At 75.8% G+C, this 20,509-nt stretch carries 12 protein-coding genes; 9 read left to right on the top strand and 3 right to left on the bottom strand.

Going from position 1 to position 20,509, the window contains the following annotated elements; translation table 11 throughout:
• The first annotated feature begins 2 nt into the window (after positions 1 to 2).
• The 3 genes from ACWGKU_RS02650 to ACWGKU_RS02640 all read left to right on the top strand — a co-directional run bounded on the left by ACWGKU_RS02650 (position 3) and on the right by ACWGKU_RS02640 (position 6,304).
• A complete protein-coding gene (locus tag ACWGKU_RS02650; protein ID WP_452177712.1) occupies positions 3 to 3,671 on the top strand; it encodes a DUF5682 family protein in 3,669 nt (1,222 codons plus the stop codon).
• Positions 3,668 to 5,641, top strand: coding sequence for a hypothetical protein (locus tag ACWGKU_RS02645; protein WP_452177711.1), 1,974 nt, complete (start codon positions 3,668 to 3,670; stop codon positions 5,639 to 5,641). The genes ACWGKU_RS02650 and ACWGKU_RS02645 overlap by 4 nt, the downstream gene beginning before the upstream one ends.
• Positions 5,642 to 5,845: 204 nt before the next feature.
• A complete protein-coding gene (locus ACWGKU_RS02640; RefSeq protein WP_401043256.1) occupies positions 5,846 to 6,304 on the top strand; it encodes a MarR family winged helix-turn-helix transcriptional regulator in 459 nt (152 codons plus the stop codon).
• Between the two features lie 175 nt (positions 6,305 to 6,479).
• On the opposite strand, the gene ACWGKU_RS02635 is transcribed toward ACWGKU_RS02640, so the two are convergent.
• Together ACWGKU_RS02635 and ACWGKU_RS02630 are read right to left on the bottom strand one after the other, a co-directional pair.
• Positions 6,480 to 8,384: an ATP-binding protein gene (locus ACWGKU_RS02635; protein WP_452177710.1), complete on the bottom strand. Its 1,905-nt coding sequence runs from the start codon at positions 8,382 to 8,384 to the stop codon at positions 6,480 to 6,482.
• 420 nt (positions 8,385 to 8,804) lie between these two features.
• Entirely contained in the window at positions 8,805 to 10,082 is a 1,278-nt protein-coding gene (locus ACWGKU_RS02630; RefSeq protein WP_401051329.1) for an acyl-CoA dehydrogenase family protein, read from the bottom strand.
• A gap of 410 nt (positions 10,083 to 10,492) precedes the next feature.
• Between ACWGKU_RS02630 and ACWGKU_RS02625 the strand changes: the two genes are divergently transcribed.
• From ACWGKU_RS02625 to ACWGKU_RS02615, 3 genes are all read left to right on the top strand, one after another.
• Entirely contained in the window at positions 10,493 to 11,566 is a 1,074-nt protein-coding gene (locus tag ACWGKU_RS02625; RefSeq protein WP_401051326.1) for a GAF domain-containing protein, read from the top strand.
• 248 nt (positions 11,567 to 11,814) lie between these two features.
• Positions 11,815 to 13,365, top strand: a complete 1,551-nt coding sequence (locus ACWGKU_RS02620) for a lipase maturation factor family protein (RefSeq protein WP_452177709.1) — start codon at positions 11,815 to 11,817, stop codon at positions 13,363 to 13,365.
• A 326-nt stretch (positions 13,366 to 13,691) separates the two neighbouring features.
• Entirely contained in the window at positions 13,692 to 16,097 is a 2,406-nt protein-coding gene (locus tag ACWGKU_RS02615; RefSeq protein ID WP_452177708.1) for a hypothetical protein, read from the top strand.
• A 176-nt stretch (positions 16,098 to 16,273) separates the two neighbouring features.
• On the opposite strand, the gene ACWGKU_RS02610 is transcribed toward ACWGKU_RS02615, so the two are convergent.
• Positions 16,274 to 17,098, bottom strand: a complete 825-nt coding sequence (locus tag ACWGKU_RS02610) for a helical backbone metal receptor (RefSeq protein WP_452177707.1) — start codon at positions 17,096 to 17,098, stop codon at positions 16,274 to 16,276.
• Positions 17,099 to 17,334: 236 nt separating this feature from the next.
• Between ACWGKU_RS02610 and ACWGKU_RS02605 the strand changes: the two genes are divergently transcribed.
• From ACWGKU_RS02605 to ACWGKU_RS02595, 3 genes are read left to right on the top strand one after another with little or no spacing between them, the layout of a single operon-like run.
• Positions 17,335 to 18,417 carry an ABC transporter substrate-binding protein gene (locus ACWGKU_RS02605; RefSeq protein WP_452177706.1) on the top strand — a complete coding sequence of 361 codons (1,083 nt, stop codon included), beginning with the start codon at positions 17,335 to 17,337 and terminating at the stop codon, positions 18,415 to 18,417.
• A gap of 3 nt (positions 18,418 to 18,420) precedes the next feature.
• Positions 18,421 to 19,509, top strand: coding sequence for a FecCD family ABC transporter permease (locus ACWGKU_RS02600; protein ID WP_452177705.1), 1,089 nt, complete (start codon positions 18,421 to 18,423; stop codon positions 19,507 to 19,509).
• Positions 19,506 to 20,306 carry an ABC transporter ATP-binding protein gene (locus ACWGKU_RS02595; protein ID WP_359900381.1) on the top strand — a complete coding sequence of 267 codons (801 nt, stop codon included), beginning with the start codon at positions 19,506 to 19,508 and terminating at the stop codon, positions 20,304 to 20,306. Before ACWGKU_RS02600 ends, ACWGKU_RS02595 begins: the two co-directional genes overlap by 4 nt.
• Positions 20,307 to 20,509 lie beyond the last annotated feature (203 nt).

The following is a 20,509-nucleotide window of genomic DNA, read 5'->3' as shown; positions in this document are numbered from 1 at the left end:
CGATGAGCAGCGCGGAGATCCCCCGCCCGGACGACGCGGACCGGACGGTCCGGGCCGAGGCCGACCGGCTGGCCGCCTCCGGCACCGGCCGCCCCGGGCCCCACCTGATCGGCGTGCGCCACCACGCGCCGTCCCTCAGCGCGGTCGTCCCCGCGCTGCTCGACGCCGCCCGGCCGGACGCCGTCCTGGTCGAGCTGCCCGCCGAGTTCCAGCCCTGGCTCGGCCGGCTCGCCGACGAGGCCACCCTGGCCCCGGTCGCCCTCGCGGCGGCCCCGGCCGGGCCCGACGAGGCGGCCGGGCCCGCCTTCTACCCGTTCGCCGACTTCTCCCCGGAACTCGCCGCCCTGCGCTGGGCCCGGCGCAACGGGGTGGAGGCCATCGCCTGCGACCTCCCGCTCGCCCACCGCGCCGCCGCGCGGGGCGGCGAGCGCGCCGTGGAGCGGACTGGGGAGCGGGCGGGGGAGTCGAGGCGCACCGACGGAGGCCCGGAAGCACCCGGCGTCGCCGACGCGCTGCGCCACCGCCTCACCGGCCGGGACGCCGACGAGGACCTGTGGGACCGTCTGGTCGAGACGGCCGCCCCGGGTTCCTCCCCGGAAGCCGTCCGGCGCGCCGCCCTGCTGGTCGGCTGGGCGCTGCGCCGGGACGCCGAGCGCGGCCCCGGCGTCGACCCGTACGACCTGCGCCGCGAGGCCTGGATGAGGGCCCGCATCCAGGACGCCTCGGCCGGCGGGCGCCGGGTCGCCGCCGTGATCGGCGCCTTCCACGCCCCCGCCCTGCTGGACGGCCCCCTCGCCGCCGAGGAGCCGCCGCACCCGGACGACCCCGGGCACGTCCTGTCCCTGATCCCGTACACCTACCCGCTGCTCGACGCCCGCTCCGGCTACCCGGCGGGCATCCGCGACCCGGAGTGGCAGCACACCGTCCTGGACGCCGGCGGCGACCCGGAACGCCTCGCCGAGGCGCTCACCACCACCGCCGTCCGGATCTGCGCCGCCCTGCGCAGCCAGGACCACCCCAGCGGCCCGGCCGACGCCCGCGAGATCGTCCGCCTGGCCGGCGACCTCGCCCGGCTGCGCGGCCACGCCGCCCCCGGCCGCGGCGAACTCGTCGAAGCGGTGCAGACCGTCCTCGCCCAGGGCGAACCCCTGGGCCGCGGCCGGGCCGTCGCCCGCGCCCTCGAACAGGTGCTGGTCGGCACCCGCACCGGCCGCCCCACCCCCGCCGCCCCGCGCAGCGGACTCGCCCCCGCCGTCGAGACGCTCCTCGCCGGCCTCGGCCTGCCAGGCCCCGCCGACCCCGGCCCGCGGGACCTGCGCCTCGACCCGCTGCGCAGTGACCTCGACCGCCGCCGCGAGATCCTCCTGCACCGGCTCACCGTCTGCGAGGTCCCCTACGCCGAGCCCGTCGCCACCACCGGCGCCGGCGGCACCGAAACCCTCGGCACCCGCTGGCGCCTGCACTGGACGCCCGCCAGCGCCGCCATGCTCACCGTCGCCGGCACCCGCGGCGTCACCCCCGCGCAGGCCGCCGAGGGCGCCCTGCGCGCCGGCCTCACCGACCAGCCGACCCCGCGCGAGATCATCGACGGCCTCACCGCCGCCGCCTCCTGCGCCCTCCCCGCCCTCGCCGAGACCCGCCTCGCCCAACTCACCACCGTCCTCCCCACCTCCGCCACGCTGCCCGACCTCCTCGACGCCCTGGCGCTCGTCGACCGGCTGACCGCGGGCCACTTCCCCGGCTACGCCCCGGTCGGAGGGGAGGCCTCCGCCCCCGCCTCCGCCGTTCCGGCGGGTCGGCCCGTGCTCGCCGCGGCCGGGGAGGTGCTCACCATTGCCGCCGTGCGGCAACTGGAGGGCGTGGGCGGGTCGGACGATCCGCAGGACGCGCGGGCGCTGGTCGAGCTGGTGCGGCGGGCGGACCGGCTCGGCGGAGTGCGGCTGGCGTACACGCTGGCCGAACTCGCCGAGCGGGGGAGCCCGTTGGTACGGGGCGCGGCCGGTGCGGTCCGGGTGCTGCTCGGGCAGGAGCCGGCCGAGGTGCTGGGCGGCCGGGCCGCCTCCTGGGTGGACGGTGCGGCCGGTCCGAAGACGCGACAGGCGCTCGGGCGGGCGCTGGTCGGTCTGCTGACGGCGGCGGAGGGGCTGTTCGACTCCGCGCCGCAGGCACTGGAGCCGGTGCTGGAGCGGGTCACCTCGCTGCCCGACGACGCCTTCCTGGACCGGTTGCCCGCCCTGCGCGGCGGGTTCGACACGCTCAGTCCGGCCGCCCGCGACCGGCTGCTGGCCCTGGTCGAGGAGAGCCTGGGCGCCCGGCTCGCCGCGCTGCCCGAGGAGGCCGGCCCGGCCGTGCTCGCCGGCTGGGTGCGGGCGGACCTCGCGGCACGGGCGGCCCTCGCCCGCCGCGGCCTCCTGCCCCCGGCGGTCGCGCCGCTGGCCACGGCCTCGGAGCGGCCTCCCACCCGGCTCCCCGCCACGACCGCCCCAACCGCCCCAACCGCCACGATTTCCGCGACCGCCGCGACCGCCGCGACCGTTACAACCACAACCACCGCGCCCCGCACCCTCGCCCCCGCCGAGCGCTGGCGGCTGCTCCTCGGCCGCCCCGGCGACGGCGGCCTGACCGGTCGCGGTGCCCGACTCGCCACGGCCCTGGACGAGTTGTACGGCACCGGCCACGGCGAGGGCTCCGGCCCGGGCCTGGACAGCCGGGGCGGCAGGGGAGGCCGCGAGGCCCCGTACCCCGGCGTGCGGGAGTGGGCCGAGGAGCTGGAGTCGCTGTTCGGCCCCGGCGTGCGCGAGGAGGTGCTGGCCGCCGCTGTCGCCCAGGGCCGTACCGACGTCCTGGAGACGATCGACCCCGGCGCCGTCCGCCCGTCCGTCGAGCTGCTGCGCACCGTGCTGGACCACGCGGGCGGTCTGCCCGAGGCCCGGGTGGCCCGGCTGCGCCCGCTGGTGCGGCGGCTGGTGGACGAGCTGAACCGGGAGCTGGCCACCAGGCTGCGCCCGGCACTGACCGGGATCGCCGTGCCGCGCCCGTCCCGCCGCCCGGGCGGCGGGCTGGACCTGGACCGGACCATCCGGGCCAACCTCGCCACCGTCCGGCCCGGGCCGGACGGCGGCACCCTGATCGTGCCCGAGCGCCCGGTCTTCCGGACCAGGGCTCGGCAGGCCAACGACTGGCGGCTGATCCTGGTCGTGGACGTCTCCGGGTCGATGGAGGCCTCCACGGTGTGGGCCGCGCTGACGGCCTCGATCCTGGCCGGGGTGCCCTCGCTGAGCACCCACTTCGTGGCCTTCTCCACCGAGGTCCTGGACCTCACGGCACGGGTGGACGACCCGCTGAGCCTGCTGCTGGAGGTGAGGGTCGGCGGCGGCACCAGCATCGCGAGCGGGCTGCGCTACGCGCGGGAGCTGGTGACGGTGCCGTCCCGCACGCTGATCGCGGTGATCAGCGACTTCGAGGAGGGCGGGCCGATCGGCGGGCTGCTGGCCCAGACCCGGGCGCTGGTCGACTCCGACGTGCACCTGCTCGGCTGTGCGGCGCTGGACGACACCGGGACGGCCCGCTACTCGAAGGCGGTCGCGGGCCAACTGGTCGCGGCCGGGATGCCCGTGGCGGCGTTGAGCCCGCTGGAACTGGCCCGCTGGGTGGGGGAGAAGGTGCGATGAGCGTGACGGCACGGACGAGCGACTGGCCGGGCGTACGGCCCGAGGTGGTCGCCGAGGTGGTGGCCGGGCTGAGCGCCCGGCTGCAGAAGCGGCTGGACGGCGCGGCGGCGAAGCTGGCGGAGCGGCCGGTGGCCCGGGAGGGCGACGAGTGGCGGGTGGAGGTGGACGAGGAGACGCTGCTGGTGCTGCACGCCCCGGGTGGGGTGGTCGTGGTGGAGGCCGACGTCCGCTGCGGCTGTCTGCTGGCCCCGGCCTGCGTGCACCGGGCCGCCGCCGTCACCCTCTGCCCGCTCGCCGAGGCCGGGCCTGAGCCCGACCCCGAGGCCGAGGCCGAGGCCGGGCCCGAGGCCGGGCCCGGACCCGCGCCCGACGGCGGCACCGCGTCGGCGGCCGCGGAAGGCCGGGAAGGAGCCCCGGAGACGCCCGGTGCGCCGACCGACCGGACGGCCCCCGCCCCGCTCACCACCGTCGAACTCGCCGCCGTCCGCCACCTCCACGAGGCCGCGGCCGCCGTCCTGGCCGCCGGGGTGAGCGGGGCGGGCGCCGTCTCCCAGGCCGAGCTGCTGCGCGCCGCCCACCGGGCACGCCTCGCGGGCCTGCACCGCCCGGCCTCGGCGGCGGTCACCGTCGCGACGAGGGTCCGGGCGGCGCGTTCCGGCGCGCCGGACCACCGCCTGGTGGACCTGGTGGCGGGCCTGCGCGAACTGCTCGGCCTCACCGCCGCGCTGGCCGCCGGCGCCGCCCCGGTCGCCGAACTGCGCGGCACCGCGCGCCAGGCCTACCGGGAAGAGGGGGGTCTGCGGCTCTACGGCCTGTTCGCCGAGCCGGTGCTGACGGCGACGCACGCGGGCGCGGTCAGCTGGGCGGTGGATGCCAACGGGCGCCTGAGCACGATCGCCGAGGTGATGCCGCACGACGACGCGGCGGCCGCCGCCCCGCAGGCGGTCGGGGCGGGCAACCGGACGGTCCGGCTGGGTGACGCCGCGCTCAGCCACCGCGAGTTGAGCCGGGCCGGGCTGGCCGTCCAGGGCGCGACCAGGTCCACCGGCGGCCGACTGGGCGCCGGCGCCTTGGTCCGGGCGGTGCGTGCGGCGGGCACGGCGTGGACGGCGGAGCCGGCCGCCCGGCTCTGGTCCGAACCGGCTCCGGCACAGGTGGCCCGGGCGCTCGCGGCGCAGGAACGGCCGTACGAGAGCCGCCCGGCGGGGAGCGACCTGCTGTTCCTGGACGTCACCCTGCTGGGCACCGCCCCCACCGGCCCGGGCGGGACGCCGCAGCTGCTGGCGCGCTGCACGGCGGGAGACACGGCGGGGGGCGCCGCGGGCGGCCCGGCGGAGGACGGTCCGGGAGGCTCGGGCGGTCCGGTGATCGTCCTGCGCCCCGCGCACGAACACCCCGACCTGCCGTTCCGGGCGAACCTGGCGCTGCTCGCCACCGCGCCCGGCCTGCGGCTGCGGGTGATCGGCCGGCTGGAGCGCGCGGACCGTCCGGAGCTGCGCCTGCTCGCGATCGGCACGCCCCCGGGCACGCCGGACCGACTCGCCCTGCCCGCGGCCCGGGCGGGCCGGGTCAACCTCGGCCTCGAACGCCTCCAGACCGCCGACCTCGCGGGGCCCGGCCCGGTCGGTGGGCCGGCGGACGGGCCGACGGCCCCGGCGCCGTACGGCCCGCCCGTCCACGTGCTCGGGCGCCGGGTCGAGCAGACGGTCACCACCGGCCGGCACGCCCTCGTCCCGAGCGAGGCCTCGGCGGCGGCCGACCGCGCGCTGCTGCGTGCCGCCGGGCTGGCCACGGCCGCCGAGCTCCTCGACGCTCTGCGGGCCACCGCTGCCAACCGTCAGCGCGACGTCTTCGGCCGGATCGTCACGGACGACCACGAGGCCTTCGCCGCCGCCTGGCTGGCGGCGGCCTCCTACACCGAAGAGCTGGCCACGGCGCTGTGCGCGGCGGCCTGGTCCGGGGAGGAGTGAGGGGACTTCCACGGCAGGCCGGCAGGGGAGGGGCCGCCGGGGTACAAGTCGAACTATTTGCACAGACCGGTATTCCGCGCCAACTGGCATACTTGTCGTAGGAAGACAACAGGACGAGACCTCGTACCAGAGCCGGTACGAGACCTCGCACGGGGCCTCGTCCGGCTCACGGCACGAGCAGCGCGACGGAAGGGTGGGCGAGCCATGGGAATCCGCGACGATGCGGCCGAGGTCCGGGCCGGCGGCTGGCGGACGCTCGCCGCGCTGCACGGGATGATCGACACCGCACTGGAGAAGGCGCTCCAGGCCGAGTTCAAGCTCTCGGTGGTCGAGTACACGGTGCTGGACGCGCTCTCCCGCCAGGACGGCTGGCACATGCGGATGCAGCAGCTGGCCCGCGCGGCGGCGCTGAGCAGCAGCGCGACGACCCGGCTGGTGAGCCGTCTGGAGGACCGGGGCCTGCTCAGCCGCTTCCTCTGCTCGGACGACCGGCGCGGCATCTACACCGAGCTGACGGCCGAGGGCCGTGACCTGCTGACGGCCGCCCGTCCGGTGCACGACGCCGCCCTGGAGGCGACGCTGGCCGAGGCGACCGAGGTCCCCGAGCTGGCCCCGCTGGTCGGGTCGCTCGCCGAGCTCCACCCGGTCCACACCAAGGCCTGAGGCCGAGTCGGCCCGCTCAGGCTGCCGGGCCGGCGGGCCGCCGGGCCACCTGGGCCGGGGCCTCGCCGCCGTCCGGCGGCTTCGGGTCTCCTGCGCGGGAGCGGGGTGAGCCGGAGGGCGGCGGGACCACTCGGCGTCCGGTGGTGATCGTGCAGGGGTCCGATGCGCCGCGTCGTCACTGTTCGCCCCGGGGCACGTCCGGCCCGGCGTCGAGGGCCCGCCGCGGCAGGACCCGGGGCGTGCGCGGTCCCCGGTCCGGGCCATCGCCCGTGTCGTCCTTCGGGTCGGTCCCCGGGCCCGTCCCCGGGCCGTCGGCGCGGCTGACGGCGGGCAGTCCGGCCGTGTGTCCCCCCGTGGGGCTGCCCGACAGGTCGTACATGCGCGGCAGTACGGGCCGGGGCACGACCACGGCGCCGGGCAGCCCGGGGATCTCGGCGCCGACCGCCAAGCCCCCGTTGGCGGGCGGCGCATCGGCGCGGACGGCACCGGCGACACCCGCGACCCCGGCGACACCCGCGACCCCGGGGGCACCAGCAACACCGGCGACATCGCCGAGCCCTGCGCCGCCCGTGCGGGGGCCGTCCGTGGCGTAGGGGACAGGGGGAGCCCCGGGGAGGCCGAAGGGCCCCGGAGCCTGCTGGACCCCACCCAGCGGCCCGCCGAGCCCCTCTGCCGCCGCGTCCGACGGTCCCGGTCCGAGGCCGTCGGGCGCGGGACCTGAACCGGAGCCGGAACCCGGGCCGTCCTCGGCCCCCGCCTGCCCCGCCTGCCCCGCCTGCCCCGCCTGCTCCGGCTGCCCCGCCTGCTCCGGCTGCTCCGGCTGCCCCGCCTGCTCCGGCTGCTCCGGCTGCCCCGCCTGCCCCACCTGCCCCGCCTGCCCCGCCTGCCCCTCGGACACCGGAGCCCGGGTGATCCGGGCCCCCGACGGCAGTCCGGGCACCGCGGCCGGGTGTCCGGCCTGCTCCAGCAGGGCCGAGGGCACCAGCACCACCGCCCGGGTGCCGCCGTACGGGGACGGCCGCAGCGAGACCCGGACCTCGTGCCGGGAGGCGAGGCGCGCGACGACGAACAGACCGAGCCGCAGGTCGTCGCCGAGCGCGGAGACGTCCAGCTCGGGCGGGTTGGCCAGGTACGCGTTGAACCGCTGGTACTCCTGCTCGGTCATGCCGAGCCCGCGGTCCTCGACCTCGACCGCCAGGCCCTCCCCGACCTCCTGAGCCGAGACCTGCACCTGGGTGTACGGCGGGGAGAAGGTGGTGCCGTTCTCGATCAGCTCGGCGACCAGGTGGATGACGTCGGCGACGGCCTGTCCGTCGAGCGAGACGCGCGGCACGCCCTGGACGACGACCCGGGAGTAGCTCTCGGTCTCCGAGACGGCGCTGCGCAGCACGTTGACCATGGGCACGGCGTTGCGCCAGCGCCGGGCGGGCAGGGCGCCGCCGAGAATGACCAGGTTCTCGGCGTTGCGCCGCATCCGGGTGGCCAGGTGGTCGACCGCGAACAGTTCGCGCAGCAGTTCCGGGTCCTCGTGCTCGCGTTCGAGCGCGTCCAGCATGCTGATCTGCCGGTGGATCAGGATCTGGGTGCGCCGGGCGATGTTGAGGAAGACCTTCTTCGTCCCTTCGCGCCCCTGGGCCTGGTGGACGATGGCGGCGATCGCGGCCTGGCGGACGGCGGCGAGGCCCTCCGAGGTCTGCTGGACGTCGTCGCCGGCCCGCCGGGACGGTGCCCAGACGGCCGGGGCGGGCACCTGCTCCCCGGCGCGCAGCCGTCCGACCACCTCGGGGATCTCCTGCTGGGCGAGCGCGAAGGTGTCGGCCCGCAGTCCGGACAGCCGCGCGGACAGGGCCCAGGCGGTCCGGACGCCACGGACCAGGCTGATCAGCAGCACCAGGGCGACGGCCGCGCTGCCGGCCAGCAGTGCGGTGCGCTGTCCGGAGTCGCGCAGCAGGTGGACGGCGTAGCCCCAGGCGGCGGCGAGGCCCAGGCTGGGGACCAGTACGAGGGAGAGGAGCGGGCCGCGGAGCGAGCCGGACCGGCCGGCGCGGTGGCCCGTGCGGGGGGCCGGTATGCCTGGCATCTGATTCCTTGCTGCAGGGCCGATGTTCCTTGCTGCAGGGCCGAGTCGCGGGACCGGGACGCCGGTCCGGACCGGTGGGTCCGAGCGGCGGGGTCGATCCCGTACGGCGCGGCCGGGCTTCAGGGAGTCGGGGCCGGGGGTGCCGGAGCCGGTGACGTGCTGTCACTGCTCCGGCGCGGTGCAGCACGGCCGTCGACGGCACGGAACGCTATCAGCCCCGGGCGGCGTCGACGCAATATCAACTGGCCCGTCCTGATGGGCTGATGGCGTCGGAGCGGGGTTCGGGCCGGAGGGTCCGCCGGTGCATCGCCGCAGCTCGCGGCCCTCGCCCCGATGGTGCCGACGGTTCCCGGAGGGCGGGGACAACCCCCCGAGGAATTCGCCAGGAACAGGTCAAGTGCCGCTGTGGCAGGTGGGGCCTCAGCCCGCCAGTGGCATCGGCAGCACCCGTCCGCCCCTCCCCGGCGGCTTCTCCACCGAGGCCTCCCGCTGGGCGGCGAGCTCGCTCCAGGCCCAGCTGGTCAGGTCGGACAGCTCCGCCGACCACTGCTTGCCGTACGTGCCCGAGGCGAACTGCCCGAGCCGCAGCCGCTGGACGTCCGAGGTGCCGGCCGGCGGGTAGACGTGGGTGGCGTCCCGCAGGTAGCGCTCGATGCCGAACTCGGGCTGGAGGCCGCGGGCGGCGTGGATCTCCATGGCGTTGCGCGCGGAGTCCAGCGCGTACTCGGTGTTGATGAGCTTGGCGTTCATCAGCTCGGCGTCGCAGGCGCGGCCGTGGTCGAGCAGGTGGGAGGCATGGTAGGCGGCGAGCCTGGCGGTCATCAGCCGGGACTGCATCTCGCCCAGCTTGAGCATGATGTTCGGGAGTTGGCTGAGCGGCTGGCCGTACAGGACGCGTCCCCCGGCGAACCGGACGGTGTCCTCGACGATCGCGGTGTGGATGCCGAGCGCGACGGCGGCGAGGTTGATCCGGCCGTAGAGCGTGGAGGAGGAGTAGGCGACGTCCAGCCCCTGCCCCTCCCGGCCGAGCCGGTTGCCGGCCGGGACGCGGCAGTCCTCCAGGAGGATCTCGCCGAAGCTGAAGCCGTGCAGCCCGCTCTGCGACCCGGGGGAGCCGGTGCGGAACCCGGGTCGGTCGCTCTCGACCAGGAAGGCGGACAGGCCCCGGCTGCCCTGGCCGGTGCGCAGGACCACGCCGTGCACGTCCCCGATGTGGGAGTTGCCGACGAAGCACTTGCGGCCGTTGAGCACGTACTCGTCGCCGTCGCGCACCGCCGTTCCGGTCATCCCGAGCACGTGCCCGCCGGATTCCGGCTCGGTGACGGCGATGGTCGGCAGGCACTCCCCGGAGGCGAACTTCGGCAGCCACTTGCGGCGTTGGGCCTGGGAGCCGTAGTGGAGGACCTTGGCCACGCCCAGCTGGGAGGCCTGCGCGATCGAGCCGGCGGCCCCGCTGACCCGGGCCAACTCCTCGATGATCACGGTCTTGGCGACGTGCCCCAGGCCGAGGCCGCCGAACTCCCGCGGGATCGTCACGCCGATCCAGCCCTGGCGGGCGATCTGCCGGGCCAGCTCGAACTCGATCTTCCGCTCGGCCTCCATCCCGGCCACCCGCGGACGCACCTCCTTCTCCGCGAAGTCACGGACCTCGGCGCGAAGCTCCTCGTGACGGTCGTCGGTGAAGTAGTCCATCGCCATGCTCCGGTCCTCTCGGTGTGTGCGGTGCCGTGCCTCCGTTCGTGCCGTCGATGCCGCTCCGGCAACCCCGCGGGGGCGGTGGGTGTGCGGGAGTTCCGGCCGGTCGCCCCGGTGCGATCGGCGCATGCGTCACCGGGCGGTGTCCCGGTGGCGGGCATCGTCCGTGTCTTCGGCAGGGCTCATTGTTGTATGGGGTGCCGGGGCAGCCCAGAGTCGATCTTGGATTGGCGCGATTCGGCCCGTCCCCGCCCGGAGGGGTTTCGCCCCGGCCCCGGCCGGGAATCGATCTTCGCTTCCGTGACGGTCCGTCGACCGGTCGTTCACGTGCAGTTTTGACTGGCCATCGGCAAGGCTGAGGAACGGTCGATCGGGACGGTCCGGCTGTTCTGATGTCTGGTTACATGTGCGCCATGACTGATGTGATGAGCACTCAAGGCCAGTTCCCGGGTGCCTCCGGCGAGTCCGCGCGAACCCGCAGGCTGCGCGGCCTCGGGCTCAACGACCCGTCCGCGGACGAGGCCTTCGACCGCTTCGCCCACCTCGCAGCCAGTATCACGCGCGCTCCCATCGCGATGGTCAACTTCATCAATGACGAACGCCAGATGTTCCGCGGGCTCTACATTCCGCCAAGTTCGACCGATGCCAGGGCCGAGGACGGATCGTCCTGGGCGGACCGCGGCATCGCGTTCGACCTCCCCACCCGCGAGATGCCGCTGAGCCACGGCTTCTGCCCGCACGTCGTCGCCCAGCGCTCCCCCCTCGCCCTCGACGACATCCTCGCCTACCCCCGGTTCGCCGGGAACCCGGTGGTGGACGAACTCGGCGTCCGCGCCTACCTCGGCGCTCCGCTCGTCGACGACACCAACACCGTCATCGGCACCGTCTGCGTCCTCGACCGGGAACCCCGGCAGTGGGGGCGCGAGCGGCTGCGCGACATCCAGCACCTCGCCGAGGCGCTGCTCTCCGAGATCCGGCTGCGCGACAGCCTGCTCGCCCAGCGCCAGGAGATGTTCGCCGCCTTCGACGGCTCGCCGTTCCCCATCATGCTCACCGAGGGCCCGGTCCAGGAGATCCGGTACGCCAACGCCCAGCACACCGACACCTTCGGCGCGCCGACGGCCTACGGGACGATCGGCGCCGCCTACCCGCAGCTCGGCGCCGCGGGCCTCGAACAGACCGTCGTGGAGGCGTACCACACCGGTCGCACCGCCGTCCTCGACGACGTCCGGATCGACTCCGCCCGTCCCGACGCGCAGCGCGGACGGCAGGTGTTCAGCTTCACCTGCACCCCGCTGCGGGCCGCGCTCACCGGACGGATCAACGGCGTCCTCACCGTCGGCATGGACATCACCGCCCAGTCCCGCACCGAGGAGGAACTCGGCACGCTGGCCGCCCTGCTCGTCGACCGGCTCCAGCAGAGCGGCGCCTCCGTGCCCGGCCGCTCCGCCGTCGCCGGCGGGGCCGGACCCGGCCTGCCCGCCTGAACCCCGGCCGGGTGCGGACCGTCCACCACCGTGGCGGGGCGCCTCTCACCCCCGTGGAGAGGACCCCGCCACGCTGCCGTCCGGCGCCGGGAGCCCGCCGGGTGCCCGCGGGGTGACGTTCCCGTGCTTGTCCGCGTCCGCCGGGCACTGCCGGAGGCCCGCCGCCCGGGCCGAGCGGGTGAACCCTCCCCGCTCCGCCGCCCCGACCGGGCCCGTGCCCGGGGCACCGGATGGTAGGCATGGGCCGCATGGACTGGTTCGCCGCCCCCGACTACTGGCTGAGCCGGCTGCTCGTCCAACGCCTGCTCGCCGCCCTCTACCTGATCGGATTCCTGGCCGCCGCCGGGCAGTTCCGCGCGCTCATCGGCGCCGACGGGATGCTGCCGGTGCCCCGCTTCACCGCCCGGGTCCCGTTCCGCCGGTCGCCCGGCCTGTTCCACCTCCACTACAGCGACCGGTTCTTCGCCGCCGTCGCCTGGAGCGGCGCCGCGCTCGCCGCCGCCGTCGCGGCCGGGCTCGGCGACGCCGTCCCGCTCTGGGCGTCGATCCTGCTGTGGGCGGTGCTCTGGACCCTCTACCTCTCCATCGTCAACGTCGGGCAGACCTGGTACTCCTTCGGCTGGGAGTCCCTGCTGCTCGAAGCAGGCTTCCTCGCCGCCTTCCTGGGCGACGCCGACACCGCCCCGCCCACCCTGGTGCTGTGGCTGATGCGTTGGCTGGCCTTCCGGGTCGAGTTCGGCGCCGGACTGATCAAGCTGCGCGGCGACAGCTGCTGGCGCGACCTGACCTGCCTCCAGTATCACCACGAGACCCAGCCGATGCCCGGACCGCTCAGCTGGTTCTTCCACCACCTGCCCGCCCCGCTGCACCGGGTCGAGGCCGCCGTCAATCACATCGTCCAACTCGTCGTACCGGTCGGCCTGCTGTTGCCGCAGCCGGTCGCGAGCGGCGCGGCCTGCGCCGTCATCGCCACCCAGCTCTGGCTGGTGGCGTCCGGCAACTTCGCCTGGCTCAACTGGCTGACCATCGCCCTCGCCCTCGCCGCCGTCGAACCGGCCCGCCTCGGCCTGCCCGTCCACGCCCGCGCCTACCCCGGCACCCCGGTCTGGTACGAGGTGCTGGTGATCGCGCTGACCGCCGCCGTCCTGGTGCTCAGCTACTGGCCGGTGCGCAACATGATCTCCCGCGGCCAGGCCATGAACCGCTCCTTCAACCGCCTGCACCTCGTCAACACCTACGGTGCCTTCGGCAGTGTCAACCGGTTCCGCCAGGAGGTGGTGGTCGAGGGCACCGACGAGACGGTGCTCACCCCGCACACCGTCTGGCGCGAGTACGGCTTCAAGGGCAAGCCCGGCGACGTGCGCCGCCGCCCGCGCCAGTTCGCGCCCTACCACCTGCGGCTCGACTGGCTGATGTGGTTCGCCGGCATCTCCTCCGCCTACGCCCGCCCCTGGTTCCTCCCCTTCGTCGCCCGCCTGCTGTCCGGCGACCGGGCCACTCTGCGCCTGCTGCGCCACAACCCCTTCCCGGACGCCCCGCCGACCCACGTCCGGGCGACCCTCTACCTCTACCGGTTCACCGATTGGCGCGAACTGCGGGAAACCGGCGCGTGGTGGCACCGCACCGCGCTCAGCGAATACCTCGCGCCGGTCGATCTGCAGGCCCTCGGCCGGGCCGGCTACCGGCCGCCGCCCGGCCGGCCGGGCCCGGTACGGGGACGTGGCGTCCGGGAGGTGCCGATGGAGCGGTTCCGCCGGGGCTACCGTCGGGCCGAGGGCCGTCGAGAGGAGCCGCGGTGAACAGCCGTGGTGAACAGCCGCGGTGGGTTCCGCGAGGAGGAGCCGTGAGGAGGAGCCGTGAGCAGCGGAGACACCCGTCCGGACCAACGCCCGACCACCCGGGCGGACCGCCCGAGTGGCGGCCAGGCGGGCGGTATGGCACACGACACCCGCCCGTCGGGGCGGTGGGTGCGTGCAAGCCTCGAACGGGCACCCGTATTCTGGGCGTCCACAACCGGCAGCCCGCCCGCGCGCCCCCCAGCCCCGCCTCAGGGGCGACCCCGCGCAACCGGTCCGCCGCCCCCTCGCCGCCAGCCCCGCCGTCGTCGCCCAGAACCGGACCTCACATGACAGTGCTTCACTCGCGCAACGCCGACGCAGCCGACCCGGCGGACGTCGCCGACGCCGCAGACGTCAAGGACCCCCAGGACGCCGCCGCGGAGCCCGACCTCCGCGAGGACCTCGGCCGCTACGCCGAGCTCGGGGCCTTCACGCTCACCGCCGAGACCCACGCCTGGTACGCGGCCGTCGACACCGTCGCCACCCCCGAGGACGCCCGCGCCGCCTCCACGGCCCTCGCCGAACTGCGCGGCAGCGACCTCCAGCAGACCTGGGAGGCCGTCACCGCCCTCGCCGCCGACGTCAAGCTGGACGAGCCCGACACCGTCGCCAAGACCGTGCTGTTGGTCGAGATGCTCCAGCGGGTGCACCGCACCTCCACGGCCCTCTTCCCCGCCGCGTACGACGCCGACCTCGGCGCCCTCGCCGCCGCCACCGCCGACAGCACCTGGCGCCGCGAGAACGGCGTCAAGCTCTCCTGGCTGCGCGGCCGCTCGCTGCGCAAGCAGGCCGTCGCCCTCGCCACCGACCGCCGCATCCGCCGGGAGGACCTGCACGAGGCCCTCACCTCCGCCGAGATCGAGCGCCGCGCCTGGGCCGCGCTCGCCCCGGCCGGCACCCTTCCGCGAGTGCCCGGCGCCGGCGCCCTGGTCGACCGCACCGCCCAGGCCTTCGAGGCGATCAACACCGGCCTGCGCGGCCTCGCCCGCCTGCTTCCCGACCACGACCTGGACGGGCTGCCCTTCGCCGAGCTGATCGACCTGGTCGAGCGGCTCGCCGCCGACGAGGGCACCCTCTACCGCCTGCCCACCATCCGCGGCCTGCGGGTCGGCCTGGAGGAGGCCGGCCTCGCCGACCTGCTCGCCGAACTCGCCGCAGCCAAGGCCGACCGCCGCGCCGCCGAGGCCGCGTACACGGCCCGCCAGGCGCTGGTCGCCGGGCAGCGGGACGGGCTCGGGGAGAAGGCCACCGCCACGGGGGATGCGGCGGTCGAGGAGCAGCCCGAGGCCGAGGACGCTGCCGAGGCGACGGACGAGGTCGCTGCCGAGGTCGACGGCGAGGCCGGTGCCGAGGAGGTTGTGGCCGATAAGGCCGGGACCGAGGAGTCGGTGGACCTGGCTGACGCCGAGGCGGCTGCCCTGCAGGCGCTGGCCGGTGGGCAGCGGGACGGGCTGGGAGAGAAGGCCCCGGCTCCGGTGACCGCTCCGGCGGAGGAGGCCGACGAGGCCGCCGCGGCGCCCGCGGCCGCTGAGGTCGAGGTCGAGGTCAAGCCCGAGCCCGAGCCCGAGCCCGAGGCCGAGGCCGAGGCCGAGGCCGAGATCACGCCTGAGGTCGAGACCGACGCCGAGGTCGAGGCGGAGATGTCGTCGAACACGGGTGTCGCGGACGACGAGCCGGCGACGGAGCAGGCCGACGAGGAGGCCCAGGCCGCGGTGGTCACCCTCCCGGCGCCCTCCCCGGCGGCCGACGACCTGGTGGCGGCCGCGACCGCCGCCCTGGCCGAGGCCGTGGATGAGGCCGTGGACGAGACCCCGGCGGAGACGGAACCGGAGGCCGACCCGGCCGCCGAGGTCGTTGAGGTCGAGGAGCCCGCCGCCGAGGTCGTGGTCGAGGAGCCGATCGCCGAGGTTGCGGCCGAGGCTGAGACCGAGGTCGAGGTCGAGGTCGTGCCAGTGGCCGAGACCGAGCCTGAGGCCGTCGTGACGGAGCCCGCCGTCGAGGAGCCGACCGCCGAGGTCACCGACGCCGTTGAGGCTGAGGTGAACGCGGTGGAGGAGCCCGCCGCCGAGACCGATGCGCCGGCGATCGAGACTGCCGAGACTGCCGCCGAGGTTGCGGCCGAGGCTGAGGTCGAGGCCGAGCCGGTGGCTGTCGCGGTGGAGCCCACCGTCGACGAGCCGGCCGCGGAGGTGGACGAGCCTGCCGTTGCGGTCGAGGTCGAGATCGAGACGGCTGAGGCCGTGGTCGCCGAGGCGGCTGCCGAGCCCGAGCCGGCCACCGACCCCGAGCCCGCTGTCGAGGAGCCCGTCGCCGAGACCGAGCCCGAGGCTGTTGCCGTGGAGGCGGCGGAGTCGGTGGTCGAGGCCGAGGATCCTGCCGTCGCGCCCGAGCCCGAGCCGACCGTCGAGGTCGCGCCGGTGGCCGAGCCCGAGCCTGTCGCCGTTGCCGAAGCCCCCGCTGCCGAGCCGGAGGCCGAGGTCCGTCCCGTGAAGCCGGACTTCACGCCCGGTCGCCCCGTGACCGCCTACTCCGCCGACGAGCTGCTCGCCGTGGTGCGGTGGGTGGACGGCGACGGCGTCGAGCGGACCGACGAGGAACTGCTGCGGGCGGCCATGAAGGAGCTGGGCTTCGCCCGCCTCGGTCCCCGGATCAAGGAGGCGCTGGGCGCCGCCGTCACCGCCGCGCGCGGCTGACGACACAAGCCGGCAAGGCCACACGGCCGCAGGGCACAGGGCCCGGGACGCGAACACGCGTCCCGGGCCCTGTCACGTTCCGGAGCACCTGCCCTCAGTCGGTGCTTTCCCTCCCGCCCTCGCTCAACCCTCGTGCCCCCCGTGTCATCGGCGGCCGTCGGTGAGTGGCGGTCGTCCTACGAGGCGCCCGTTCCGCCGCCCGGACCGTACGGGTGGTCGAGGGCCCGCCGCAGCACGGCGGGGGCGGTCACCAGCGAGGGGCCGTACCAGGTCAGGTGCCGTCCGCTGACCAGCGCCGCCGGCATGCCCGGGAACGCCTCCGGGCCGTCCTCGGCGGTGAAGCGGTACGGCTCGTCCGGCAGGACCACCAACTCGGGTCGGCAGGCGAGCAGTTCGGGCAGCGGAACGGCCGGGTAGCGCTCGGGGTGGTCGGCGTGGACGAGCCGCAGGCCCAGGCGGCACAGCAGGTCCCCGGCGAAGGTGTCGCGGCCGAGGACCATCCACGGGCGGCGCCAGATCGGCACGACGGTCCGCGGGCCGTCGCCCAGCGCGGGAGTGCCGCCGCTCCCGACCGGGGCCCAGGCCGCCTCCGCCTCGTCCAGCCACGGCGGCCGGGGCAGTCCGCAGGCGGTGGTCAGCAGCCGGTGCAGGGAGCTGAGGGCGTCGTCCAGGGTGCGGATGTCGGTGACCCAGACCGGGACGCCGGCCGCCCGTAGCGCGTCCAGGTCGGGGCGCCGGTTCTCCTCGTCGTTGGCGAGGACGAGGTCCGGCGCGAGCGCGACGATGCGCGGGACGTCCGGGTTCTTGGTGCCGCCGATCCGGGTGACGGACAGGTCGGCGGGGTGGCTGCACCAGTCGGTGGCGCCGACCAGCAGCCCGGGCGCGGTGGCGGCGACCGCCTCGGTCAGCGAGGGCACCAGCGAGACCACCCGGCGGGGCGGACGCGGCCCGAGCCGGACGGGGAGGTCGAGATCGTCGCGCGGGACGGTGGGGGCGGCCATCCGGCCAGCCTACGTCCGGCTCCGGGGCGAGGGCGCGCCGACGACGACCGGTCGCGAATCGCGGGGAACCCATCGACCCGGCCGCCCGACTACCTGGTCCGGGTCCGCAGTACGGGCCTTCGGCACGACCAGCCACGACCCACCCACGACCCAGCCACGACAAGCACCGAGCACGGTCACCAACGCGGTCACCAGCACCGTCACCGAGCACGGTCACCGACCAGGAGAGAGTTGTCATGCGCCCTCGCGTCGCCTGCGGAATCGCAGCCGCCGTCGCCCTGTTCGCCACGGCCTGCGGAAGCGGGACCGCGGGCGGGCCGAGCGCCTCCGTCACCGTCCGGGACGACCCGGGCGGTGGATTCCCCGTCAAGGTCGCCGACTGCGCGGGCAAGGAGACCAGCATCGCCAAGGCGCCCGCCAGGATCGTCACCAGCAATGCCGCCGGCCTGGAGCTGATGCTCCAACTCGGCGCGGGCGAGCGGGTGATCGGCACCGGCTTCCCGCCCGGCAAGGGAACCCTGCCCGCCGCCGTCGCCGAGCAGGGCGCCAAGGTGCCGGTGCTCGGGGACAAGGGCATACCCAAGGAGAAGCTGCTCGGCTCCGGCGCCGACCTCTACGTGGACACCTTCGGCGCGATGCCGATGATGGGCGGCGGCGCCACCGGACCGAGCGAGGAGGAATACGCGGCGGCCGGCATTCAGCACGTGTACCTGCTCTCCACCGCCTGCGCCGGGACGCCGAAGGCCGCCAAGGCGCCGCGCACCGACCTCGCCGGGATCGAGGACGACGTCCGCCGGCTGGGCGCCGTCACCGGCACCGCCGCGCGGGCGGAGGAACTGGTCGCCGGGATGGAGAAGCAGCTCGGCGAGGTCCGCACCGCGCTCGCCGCCGTGCCGGAGGGGCAGCGGCCGAGCTACTTCGTCTTCGACTTCGACGCCGGCACCAAGCAGCCGGTGGCGGTCTGCGGCCGGCAGGTCGCCAACGCCGTGATCACCCAGGCCGGGGCGCGCAACGTGTTCGCCGACTGCGACGCCGACTTCAAGCCCGGCTCCTGGGAGGACGTGGTCGCCAAGAACCCGGACTGGATCCAGCTGGCCGTGCGCAACCGGGGCAGCGAGGAGGCCACCCGCAAGGCCTTCGACGAGGCCGAGGCCTTCCTGAAGGGCTTCCCCGCGACCCAGGGCCTGAAGGCCGTCCAGGAGGGGCACTTCGTCCGGCTCGGCTCCGAGGTGACCACCATCGCGGGGGTGCGCAACGCCGAGGCCGTCCGGCAGATCGCCGCCACCGTCCACCCGGACCTCGTCAAGAGCGGGCAGTAGCCGGTGACGTCGGCCATCGCTCGCAACGAGCGCGGCGAAGCCCGCCCGGCCCGCACCCTGCGGGCCGGGCCGCTGGCCGTCGCCCTCGCCGTCGCCCTGGTGCTCGCGCTGACCGTCGCCGTCTCGCTCGGCTCGGTGGACGTCCCGCCCGGCGAGGTCTGGTCGGTGGTCGCCCGCCGGCTCACCGGTCGGGCCCCCGAACCCGGCACCCGCGACCTCATCGTCTGGCAACTGCGCGTCCCACGCGCCCTGTTGGCGGCCGTGGTGGGCGCCGGCCTCGGCCTGGTCGGCACCGCCGTGCAGGCCCTGGTCCGCAATCCGCTCGCCGACCCCTACCTGCTCGGCATCTCCTCCGGTGCCTCGCTGGGCGCGGTCGCCGCCATCGTCCTCGGCACCACCCTCGGGCTCCAGCTCTCCTTCGGCAGCGCGCTCGGCCTCACCGTCTCCCTGGCGGCGTTCGCCGGCGCGCTCGCCGCGTTCTCGCTGGTCTGGCTGATGGCCCGGCGCGGCGGCGGCTTCTCGCCGCTGCGGCTGGTCCTCGCGGGCATCGGCATCGCCCAGTTCCTCGGCGGCATCACCAGCTACCTGGTCCTGCAGACCCGCGACGAGCAGCAGACCAGGGGCGTGCTGTTCTGGCTGATGGGCAGCCTCGGCGGCGCCGTCTGGGCCCAACTCGCCGTCCCTGCCGTCGCCGTGGTGCTCGGACTGGCCCTGCTCCAGGCCCGCGCCCGGGGGCTCAACGCGATGCTGATGGGCGACGAGACGGCCGCCGGGCTCGGCGTGGACGTCACCCGGCTGCGCCGCGAGGTCTTCGTGGTCACCAGTGTGCTCACCGGGGTGCTGGTCGCCGTCTCCGGGGCGATCGGCTTCGTCGGGCTGATGGTGCCGCACGTGTGCCGGCTGCTGGTCGGCGGCGACCACCGGAGGCTGCTGCCGCTGTCCGCGCTCACCGGGGCGCTGCTGCTGGTCGTCGTCGACACGGTGGCCCGAACCGCCCTGGACGGTCAGGAACTGCCGATCGGCGTGGTCACCGCCGTCCTCGGCGCCCCCACCCTGCTCTACCTGCTGGACCGACGACTGGAGCGCAGTTGAGGATCGCCGTCGAGGACCTGAGCGTCGCCCTGGCCGGCCGGACGGTGCTGGCCGGGGCCAACCTGATCGCCGAGGAGGGGGAGATCGCCGGACTGGTCGGCCCCAACGGCAGTGGCAAGTCCAGCCTGCTGCGCACCGTCTACCGGCACCTGCGGCCCAGCGCCGGCCGGGTGCTGCTGGCCGGGCGGGACCTCGCGGAGCTGCGGCCCGCGCAGTCCGCCCGGCACATCGGGGCGCTGCCCCAGGAGCGCGGCGGGGACTTCGAGTTGAGTGTCCGCGAGGTGGTCGCGATGGGCCGCACCCCGTACAAGCGGGCCTTCGCGGCCGACGACGCCGAGGACCACCGGATCACCTCCGAGGCACTGACCAGGGTCGGCATGGCCGAGGCCGTCGACCGCCGGTTCGCCCAGCTCTCCGGCGGTGAACGGCAACGGGTGCTGCTGGCCCGGGCGCTCGCCCAGCAGCCGGACGTCCTGGTGCTGGACGAGCCGACCAACCACCTGGACGTCCGGCACCAGGTGGAACTGCTCGCCCTGCTCAGGGAGCAGCGCCGTACCACCCTGGTCGCCCTGCACGACCTCAACGCCGCCGCCTCGGTCTGCGACCGGCTGCACGTCCTGCACGGCGGCGCCCTGGTGGCCTCCGGGACACCGCGCGAGGTGCTGACCGCCGAGCTGCTGGCCGAGGTCTTCGGCGTACGGGCGGCGGTGGTCGAACACCCCCTCACCGGCGATCCGTTGATCGCCTTCGACCACCGGTCCCCGGCAGCGGCGCAGGCGGCCGTGCCGGGGCGGTAGCCCGTAGCGGCGCTTCTGCTAGTGGCACTCGTAGTGGCGGGGGCCCCCCCGCCCCCCCGACCCAAGGGCCCCCCCCCCCCCCCCCCCACAACAAAACAACCCCAAACCCCCCCCCCCCCCCCCGCCCAAAAAGGCGGCCCCCCCCCCCCCCCGCCCCCCCCCCCCCCCCCCCCCCCCCCCCCCCCCCCCCCACAACCCCAAAG

The sequence above is a fragment of the Kitasatospora sp. NPDC054768 genome (genome assembly GCF_053612025.1).
The sequence above is the reverse complement of the archived record's forward strand: the minus strand, read 5'-3'. Positions and strand labels throughout refer to the sequence as shown.

Bases quoted from the DNA above. Each gene is read 5' to 3' on its own strand.
- ACWGKU_RS02650 (WP_452177712.1), top strand. From the start codon at position 3: ATGAGCAGCGCGGAGATCCCCCGCCCGGACGACGCGGACCGGACGGTC.
- ACWGKU_RS02645 (WP_452177711.1), top strand. From the start codon at position 3,668: ATGAGCGTGACGGCACGGACGAGCGACTGGCCGGGCGTACGGCCCGAG.
- ACWGKU_RS02640 (WP_401043256.1), top strand. From the start codon at position 5,846: ATGGGAATCCGCGACGATGCGGCCGAGGTCCGGGCCGGCGGCTGGCGG.
- ACWGKU_RS02635 (WP_452177710.1), bottom strand. From the start codon at position 8,384: ATGCCAGGCATACCGGCCCCCCGCACGGGCCACCGCGCCGGCCGGTCC.
- ACWGKU_RS02630 (WP_401051329.1), bottom strand. From the start codon at position 10,082: ATGGCGATGGACTACTTCACCGACGACCGTCACGAGGAGCTTCGCGCC.
- ACWGKU_RS02625 (WP_401051326.1), top strand. From the start codon at position 10,493: ATGACTGATGTGATGAGCACTCAAGGCCAGTTCCCGGGTGCCTCCGGC.
- ACWGKU_RS02620 (WP_452177709.1), top strand. From the start codon at position 11,815: ATGGACTGGTTCGCCGCCCCCGACTACTGGCTGAGCCGGCTGCTCGTC.
- ACWGKU_RS02615 (WP_452177708.1), top strand. From the start codon at position 13,692: ATGACAGTGCTTCACTCGCGCAACGCCGACGCAGCCGACCCGGCGGAC.
- ACWGKU_RS02610 (WP_452177707.1), bottom strand. From the start codon at position 17,098: ATGGCCGCCCCCACCGTCCCGCGCGACGATCTCGACCTCCCCGTCCGG.
- ACWGKU_RS02605 (WP_452177706.1), top strand. From the start codon at position 17,335: ATGCGCCCTCGCGTCGCCTGCGGAATCGCAGCCGCCGTCGCCCTGTTC.